The 8157-nt window shown below is 39.6% G+C and carries 7 protein-coding genes; all 7 read right to left on the bottom strand.

Annotated features, from left to right (window positions below):
- Positions 1-48: 48 nt before the first annotated feature.
- The 7 genes from dltD to HMPREF2637_RS05610 all read right to left on the bottom strand — a co-directional run bounded on the left by dltD (position 49) and on the right by HMPREF2637_RS05610 (position 8154).
- Positions 49-1317, bottom strand: a complete 1269-nt coding sequence (gene dltD / locus HMPREF2637_RS05640; protein ID WP_064521196.1) for a D-alanyl-lipoteichoic acid biosynthesis protein DltD — start codon at positions 1315-1317, stop codon at positions 49-51.
- The gene (dltC, locus tag HMPREF2637_RS05635) at positions 1310-1549 is read right to left on the bottom strand and encodes a D-alanine--poly(phosphoribitol) ligase subunit DltC (protein WP_002891149.1); all 240 of its coding nucleotides are present in this window, start codon (positions 1547-1549) and stop codon (positions 1310-1312) included. Before dltC ends, dltD begins: the two co-directional genes overlap by 8 nt.
- 17 nt (positions 1550-1566) lie before the next feature.
- A complete protein-coding gene (gene dltB / locus HMPREF2637_RS05630) occupies positions 1567-2814 on the bottom strand; it encodes a D-alanyl-lipoteichoic acid biosynthesis protein DltB (RefSeq protein ID WP_002891150.1) in 1248 nt (415 codons plus the stop codon).
- Positions 2811-4361, bottom strand: a complete 1551-nt coding sequence (dltA, locus tag HMPREF2637_RS05625) for a D-alanine--poly(phosphoribitol) ligase subunit DltA (RefSeq protein WP_014634613.1) — start codon at positions 4359-4361, stop codon at positions 2811-2813. Before dltA ends, dltB begins: the two co-directional genes overlap by 4 nt.
- A gap of 8 nt (positions 4362-4369) precedes the next feature.
- The gene (locus tag HMPREF2637_RS05620; RefSeq protein ID WP_002885174.1) at positions 4370-4501 is read right to left on the bottom strand and encodes a teichoic acid D-Ala incorporation-associated protein DltX; all 132 of its coding nucleotides are present in this window, start codon (positions 4499-4501) and stop codon (positions 4370-4372) included.
- Between the two features lie 175 nt (positions 4502-4676).
- The gene (locus HMPREF2637_RS05615; RefSeq protein WP_064525043.1) at positions 4677-6425 is read right to left on the bottom strand and encodes an ABC transporter ATP-binding protein; all 1749 of its coding nucleotides are present in this window, start codon (positions 6423-6425) and stop codon (positions 4677-4679) included.
- Positions 6415-8154 (bottom strand): ABC transporter ATP-binding protein, encoded by a 1740-nt coding sequence (locus HMPREF2637_RS05610; protein ID WP_064525045.1) that lies wholly within the window; start codon positions 8152-8154, stop codon positions 6415-6417. The genes HMPREF2637_RS05615 and HMPREF2637_RS05610 overlap by 11 nt, the downstream gene beginning before the upstream one ends.
- Positions 8155-8157: the final 3 nt, after the last annotated feature.

The following is an 8157-nucleotide window of genomic DNA, read 5'->3' as shown; positions in this document are numbered from 1 at the left end:
GCTTTTCGTCACCCACTACAGTTGACAAAGAGCCTTTATTAAGTAATGCTACTTAAACTGACTAGGAGCCCCTGTATAACCTGCCCAATCCTTACTATAAAAGCGGTCGTTCAAGTTATAGTTAGGTGCGGGTGTTGGATTACTTACAAATGGATCAACAGCCTTGTCAAAGGCCACCCAACCTTTCCATCCCATATGAATGGTATCTTGCATGAAGTAAGGTTGATCTCCATCTTTTGAGAAGTCAGCAATATTGGTGAAGCCTTGACTTTCCAATTGATAACGGATTTTAGAAACCGTAGCATCATACATTTCCTGACTTAGTCCCGTATAAGCCATCCACTTGCTATTAACAGGTGGGATAACAAAGATAACATTAGTATTTGACTTAGCAAATTGATTTAACACCAACTGTAGGTCACCATATTCTTGTGAAACTTCATACGAAAGATTCTTTTGGAAACCTTTAAGTTTACCAATCTTTTTAGCCAAACGTTTCTTATAGAAACGGTCATCGATACCAAAGTCGTTTGACTTGGTATGAGCTTCTGCATCTCTTACGGCAACCTGGTCAAGTGCCTCGTAAGAGAACTTGTCTGGCAACTCTTTAAGATAAGGAAGAACCTTCTTGTCGTAATTTGCATTATTTGATGCTGCAAAAGGACTGAACAAGGCATCTTCTCGCTTATTAAGCTCTGCCATAAATTGAATATAAGTCTTATCAAGAGAATTTAAATCTTGCCCATTAGCCACTTTAGAAAGTTGAGATTTCATAGTAATCTCAGGTTTCATCTCTAAGATGCGCTGAGCTGCATACTGAGAATTTGCATCCGTCTGATTTTGACTTAAGAAACTACTAAGTTGGTCGTTATTGTAGAACTGCTGGAAAGCCGCAGAATTGTAACCTTTTTTAGTAAACCACTGTGGTGACAAGACATAGACTGCTGTCCCATTTTTCAATTCGGGAAGCATTTGTTGCATTCCCAAATATTGGTTTAGAGAGGCAGCCCCACGTTGTCCAATAAAATATGGGCGATAGTTACGGTCGTATTTTTCAGCTAAAACAGCTGGATGAAGGGCATCAAAACGCAACCACTCACTAGACCCAAAGAAAGGGACAAATCGATGATTCTTATCAGAAAGAGCTGTCGTCTTATTAATACGGCTCTTAAAGTTCTCAGTTGTCAAGGTTACTGCGTTACGTTTTTCAACCTCATAATTATGTTTTCTGCCTTGAGGGTAGGAAAAAATAACTACTACTACCAAGACTAAGGCACAGATTATAGGGCCAAAAATTTGCCATAAACGCTTAAGCATTGCGAAGCTCCGTTACCCCTTCAACAATCTTATTAGCTGTGTTCCAGTCATCACGACCAAATTCTGAAACTGGCACACGAATATCGAAACGTGATTCCAATTCAACGATAAGCTCAACTGTTCCCATAGAGTCGAGAACACCAGCATCGAAAAGGTCTTCATCCATCATGTCTGAAACATCTTCCATGAAGAGTTCATCAATAATTTCAATAACTTCTGATTTTACATCCATTTTTATAATTCCTTTACTTATTTTTTAGTGAACCAAAGGTCATTCAAGAATCCAGAGAAAATCAAGAATGACAACATAACAGTGTTAAATGTAATAAAGATTCCCAAAGCCTTCGTCCATTTATTTTCAGGAAGTGGCTCAAGACCAGCTTTCTTACGTTCTTTATTAATGGTCTTCTTCTTACGTAACCATGCATCATTAATTCCTAGACCAATACCATGGAAAATACCATAAGCAATGTAGTACCAGGTAACTCCATGCCAGAATCCCATAACCATCATATTAATGACATAGGCAACATTTGATGTCGTGTTACGGTTTTTGAAAACCTTGTTACGCATCAAAACCATAACCAAACGCATAAAGACAAAGTCACGGAACCAGAAAGACAAGCTCATATGCCAACGATTCCAAAATTCTTTCAAGTCTCGTGAGATGAAAGGTTTGTCAAAGTTGATTGGGCTCTTAATCCCCATAAGGTTAGATGCTGCTAGGGCAAACATCGAGTAGCCTGCAAAGTCAAAGAAAAGATCAAAACCGAAAACATACATAACACCAAGTGTTGGTAAATTAAAGATACCACCTTGAGCTAAAGCTTGTGTTTTCAGTGAAGGTAAAAGCATACTTCCAAAAATTTGAGCCAAGACAAATTTATAGAGAAAACCGAGCATAATATACTTGACAGCTTGCTCCAACATATTCATCAACTCATCTCTCTCAGGAATCGCTTGGTAATCTTCGTTAAAGCGTTTGAAGCGATCAATAGGACCACTCGTAAAGGTTGGCATAAAGAGCATGAATCGGAGGAATTCTCCAAGTGTAAACTCTTTAAGGACACCATCCCGCATCTCGATAATCATACCAACTGATCGGAAGGTCAAGTAAGAAATACCAAGAAAGTTTAAAAGGGACTGAGTACCATTTATCGCAGGCTCTACCTTAACAAAAATCAAGGGAAGGACTACAAGAAATGAGTGTAAATAGAAAACCCATTTATTGTCCTTTTTACTGCGGTAATGTTTGTAGGAATAAACCCAGATGATTTGCCAAACGATATAGAAGAGTAAGGCTAGTAATTGGCTAGCATGTGTTCCTGTCAGAGCAAGAACAATAAAGGCTAGACTGACCAAACACTCATAAATTGCAAAACGCTTTTTAAAGAAGAGACCCACAAAGATTGGCAATAGAGCTAATCCAAGATAGATAAAATAGAAGGGATTACCGTAGGCTTCTAAATGGGGGAGCTGTTTCAAGAAGTCAATCATCGGTTGTTAACCTCACTGATAAGACCCTTGATATCGATTTTCCCATTTGGTGTTAAAGGCAAGCTCTCACGATAGAGGAACTTAGTAGGCATCATGTAAGACATCATGATATCTTCTAAGTCTGCCTTAATCGCCTTGGTGATATCAATTTCACGTTCAAACTGCTCACGAACACCATCCTTAAGAATCACATAAGCCAAGAGGTTCTGAACCTTATGGTCTTTATTGTAACGTGGCACAGCTACTGCTGAATCAATATACTTAGACTTATTAAGGTTTTGTGAAACATCCTCTAGCTCAATACGGAAACCATTAAATTTAATCTGGAAGTCCATACGACCACCGTAAAGAAGGAGACCTTCATCAGTCATCGTTCCTACATCACCAGTATGGTAAGCAGGAAGGCCATTAAACTCGAAGAAGGCTTCCGCAGTCTTTTCAGGATTGTTCATATATCCTTTTGAAACTGCTGGTCCTGATACGATGATTTCACCCTGTTGACCATTTGGAAGGATATTGCCATCCTCATCGATAATATAAGTCGGTGAATCTTCCTTGGTATAACCAATCGGCAAACGCTTAAGGTTAGCCAGCATCTCATCAGTTACTGCTACTGCTGATAAGGCGACAGTTGCTTCAGTTGGTCCGTAAGCATTGATAATACGTGCTTCTGGGAAACGTTGGCGAAGCTTTTGAGCAGTCTTGACAGTCAACTCTTCTCCGTCAAAATAGAAATGCGTAATTTCTGGCATCTTCTCTGAATTGAAGTCTTCAGACAACATTGCCATATCTGCAAAAGATGGTGTTGATGTCCAAATGGCAATTGGAAGTGAGAAGATCGTTTCAAAGAGCTTCTTGAAGTCCTGTGTAATAGCTGAAGGAAGAGCATAAAGTGTTCCTCCAAGTGCCAATGTAGGTGCCCAGTACATTACCGATAGGTCAAATGAATAAGGCGGTTGAGCCAGCATTTGTGGACGTTTTGGAGTCGCAAATTCCTTATCCGTAATCATCCAGTTGGTGAAACTAAGGAGATTATTGTGTGAAATTTGGACCCCTTTAGGCTTACCTGTAGTTCCTGATGTGAAGATGATGTAATAAGTATCATCCCCCTTAACAGGATGAGTCACTTCGTAGCTAGTCTTGCTTTCAAAAGCTGTTGTCACTTGATCCAATGTTAGAATTGGAGCTTGGACTTCCTCAAGTGGGAAGTCATTGATAGCAATAATCAGACTAGGCTCTGCTACTTCAACGATAGCCGTCACGCGCTCAAGAGCTGAGTGACTATCAATTGGAATATAAGCGTGACCAGATTTAGTCAAAGCGACAAAAGTTGCCAACATTTCATACTCTTGACCGCCATAAACCACAACAGGTGATTTTTCTGGAATATCAAGACTATCAATCTTGGCAGCTAGGCTATCCGAGTCAGCTTTTAAGTCACCGTAAGTGTGAACTTCCCCTAAAATATTGTAAACAGGAAAGTCAGGTTGTGATTGAGCAAACTGCTCAATCGTTTCGATCATATCTTTAATTTTTGTATTCGTCATTATTCTTCCTAAAATTCGTTATAGATAAAATTACCTTGACCTTGTCCTAGGTAATTGTAGAGATAAATTAGGGCCATAAAAATGGCGAAATAAAGCAAGGTTTGTCCTAAAAACACTAGGACGTTTTTATGTTTTAACATTCTAATTTTCGATACCTTTTTTTATATAATATCCTCTTTAGTTTACCATCTTATCAGTATTTTTTCCAATAAAAAAGAAAAAATAACTAAATTTCATTTCTTTTTCATTAATAAGCTTCCGTGATAAATGATTGGCTAAAATCATAAAAAACAGAGCTTAAAAGCTCTGTCGGATTTAACTATTTTGTGTCTTTTGGGCCGTCTGCATACGATAGTACATTCCCTTAGCTTGCATCAGTTGTTCATGGGTTCCGTGTTCAACGATATCTCCATTATTCATGACCAAAATAAGGTCCGCATTCTCTATGGTAGATAATCGATGGGCAATGATGAAACTTGTTCGACATTTCATTAATTTAGCGAAGGCCTCTTGAATGAGAAGCTCTGTACGAGTATCGATACTAGAAGTGGCTTCATCCAAAATTAAGATTTTAGGCACATTGACAAATATGCGAGCAATGGTCAAAAGCTGACGTTGTCCCTGAGAAAGGGATTGCCCCGCATCATTCAAGTAGGTGTCGTAGCCTTGAGGCAACTGCTGAATAAAGAAATCAGCATTGGCAGCCTTGGCCGCTGCTATGACTTCTTCACGACTGGCTTCTGGATTTCCATAGGCAATATTATCATGAATAGTGCCGACCTCAAGCCAAGTTTCCTGCAAAACCATCCCAATCTGTTTCCGAAGACTCTCACGAGTATAATCTGTAATAGGTCTACCGTCCAGTAGAATGTTCCCCTTATCCAAATCATAGAAACGCATAAGTAGGTTAATCAAGGTAGATTTCCCCGCTCCTGTTGGACCAACAATGGCAACAGTACTTGCGGCAGGGATATCAATGCTCAAATCCTTGATAAGAGGTTTATTAGGCAAATAGCCAAATTGGACATGGTCAAATTGAAAACGTCCCTGCACATCTGCTTCTTCCAAGACCGCCTTACCTGTTTCTGTTATTTCCTCTTCATCCAATATCATATAAAGGCGATCAGCACAGGCCAAAGCACTTTGAAGTTCAGATAGAACAGATGAGATATCATTAAAAGGTTTGGTATACTGGGTGACATAATTTAGGAAGGTAGTCAATTGTCCCACTGTAAAAGCGCCACCCGACATGATTCGATAAGCACCAACACCTGCAATGAGAGCATAGATTAGACTATTAACAAAACGTGTAGCTGGGTTAACCGCTGACGAATAAAAGATAGCACCCTGTGAATAATCAGCATACTTACCATTGACGTCTTTAAAACTCCTAACCATCTGGTCTTGAGCATTTAGACTCTGTACTAAAGCTTCTTGAGTCAGACTTTCCTCAATCAACTGAGTCTGCACACCTCGCCATTTAGTTTGATTGCGATAGAGTTGATAGCTCTTCTTTGCGATAAAACGTGCCACAAGCATTGACAGAGGCGTCATCACTAGAACTAAGAGCATCATGAACCAGTCCAAACGAGCCATGGTAATGATAATAACAAATATGGTCAAAAGCCCGACGAAAAATTGGTTAAAGACCATGAGAAGTCCGTTATTTAATTGGTCACTATCTGTAGTCACACGGCTAACCATATCTCCAGTTCCTTGACGGTCAAGGTAACTGAGAGGCATGGCATGAATTTTCAGCATTACTCTCTCACGTAAACTTTCACTATAAGAGTAAATCAAACGGTTATAAATTAAAGGATTTAGCCACTGGATCGCACTATTGGCTATGATAACTACAAGCATCTGCCATATTAATCGTGACATCAAAAGAACAGCATTCATCTTAAGAACAGCATCAACTGCATCACCAATTAAGATAGGTAAGTAAACCGTTAAGGCAACTTGAACAATGGTCCCAATAGTTGCTAAGGAAAAGAGGTAACGCTGGCTTAAGATATCTCTGCTTAAACGTTTAAGCGTCGATTTATTATTTCTAGCCTTCATCAGCGACCTCCTTTTGGTGTTGAGAATAATGAATGTCTTGATAGAGTTTATTAGTGTTAAGCAATGCTTCATGATTTCCCAAGCCAACTTGATGCCCCTTATCAAGCACCAAAATTTGATCAACTGCTTTTAGGCTATTTGTTCTTTGCGAAATAATAATCAAACTCGTTGATTTAAGATTGTCTCTGATAGCCGCTAGTAGGCGACTTTCAGTCAAGTAATCTAGGGCTGAGGTGGAGTCATCCAAAACCAAGAATGGTGCTGGTCTCATCAACGCACGCGCAATAGTCAAACGTTGACGTTGACCCCCCGAAAAATTACGGCCAAATGACTCAACTGGCTCATCTAAACCAAGGTCCTTATCCCTTACAAAATCAGCAGCCTGAGCCATGTCAAGAGCATGCCACAGTTCTTGCTCACTAGGTTCGTGATCAAGCCCTAATGACAAGTTTGAACGAATGGTTCCCCTAAATAACTCGGCTTTTTGCGGGACATAGGCAACCCAAGAACGCCACTCTTTAAGGTTTTTTGGTGATTTTTGATCTTTGAAAATAGCTAAAGAACCAATCTGAGGCTGATATAAGTTCATGATTAAGTTCACCAATGTCGATTTACCCGAACCTGTACCACCAATAATACCTAGTGACTGACCTTGAGTAAGACTGACATGAATCTCTTGGAGTGATGGCGAACTAGCCGTAGGATAGGTAAAGGTCATGTGGTCAATAGCAAGTCCTGTTTCCGACCAATCTGGCTTCCTGAGTGTTAAAGGTGCCTCAATATCCTCATCTTGGAGTTCAAAAATAGCTTGTACCCTTTTCGCCGAAATAAAGCTCTGGTTAAGATTGGTCAACATCATAGCCAATTTAAGAAGCTCCGTCAAAATTTGTAAGAGATAATTGACCAGAGCAATCAGCATCCCTTGAGACAAGAGCCCACCTTGAATTTGCAGATTTCCTTGCCAAAGGACAGCAATCAAAGTCATATTAACAACTAAGAAAGTCAAAGGACTAATGAGACTTGCTATCACACCTGTTTTTAGTTGCCACTTCTTCAGGTCTTTATTAACAGTCGTGAAGTTATCTAATTCACGCTCACTCTGACCAAAGGCACGAATAACCCTCATACCTTCAAGTTGTTGGCGCGTATTAGTAACAATTGACTCATTAATCACTCGAATCTTGGCATATAAAGGATTGACGATGCGACTAGCTAGTACAATAATAAGGGTCAATACCAAGACCATACCAAGAAACCAGAGGGTCAAGCGTGGACTGATTCGGAATGCCATAATAATGGCTCCTGTCACAATAATTGGTGCCCTCAAAAAGAGCCTCAAAAATTGATTTATCCCCGTTTGGATTTGAAAGGTATCACCAGTCAGGCGTGTTACCAAACTTGAAGTTCCAATCTCATCCCGCTTTTCCTTTGATAAACGCATGATTTTCGCATAGAGGTCATTAGTCAACACTCGCGCATAACCAACTGCTGCTCTTGATGAAAAATACTGTGCTGAAATAGCAACGACAACACCAATAACGGCAAGTCCAAATAAGACAAAAATCATCAAAAAGAGATGATTTTTGTCTTTATTTGGAATAGTTGTGTCGACAATTCCAGCAATGACTAGTGGGACCAAAAGTTCGAAACTGGCTTCGATTAATTTAAAAACGGGTCCCAGGATACTGTCTTTGACATATCCTTTAAAATAAACTAATAATGCTTTCATTTG

It is taken from the genome of Streptococcus sp. HMSC065H07 (assembly GCF_001837325.1).
Taxonomy (GTDB): domain Bacteria; phylum Bacillota; class Bacilli; order Lactobacillales; family Streptococcaceae; genus Streptococcus; species Streptococcus salivarius_H.
Note: the sequence above shows the minus strand (reverse complement) of the source record. Positions and strands in the feature narration are given on the sequence as shown.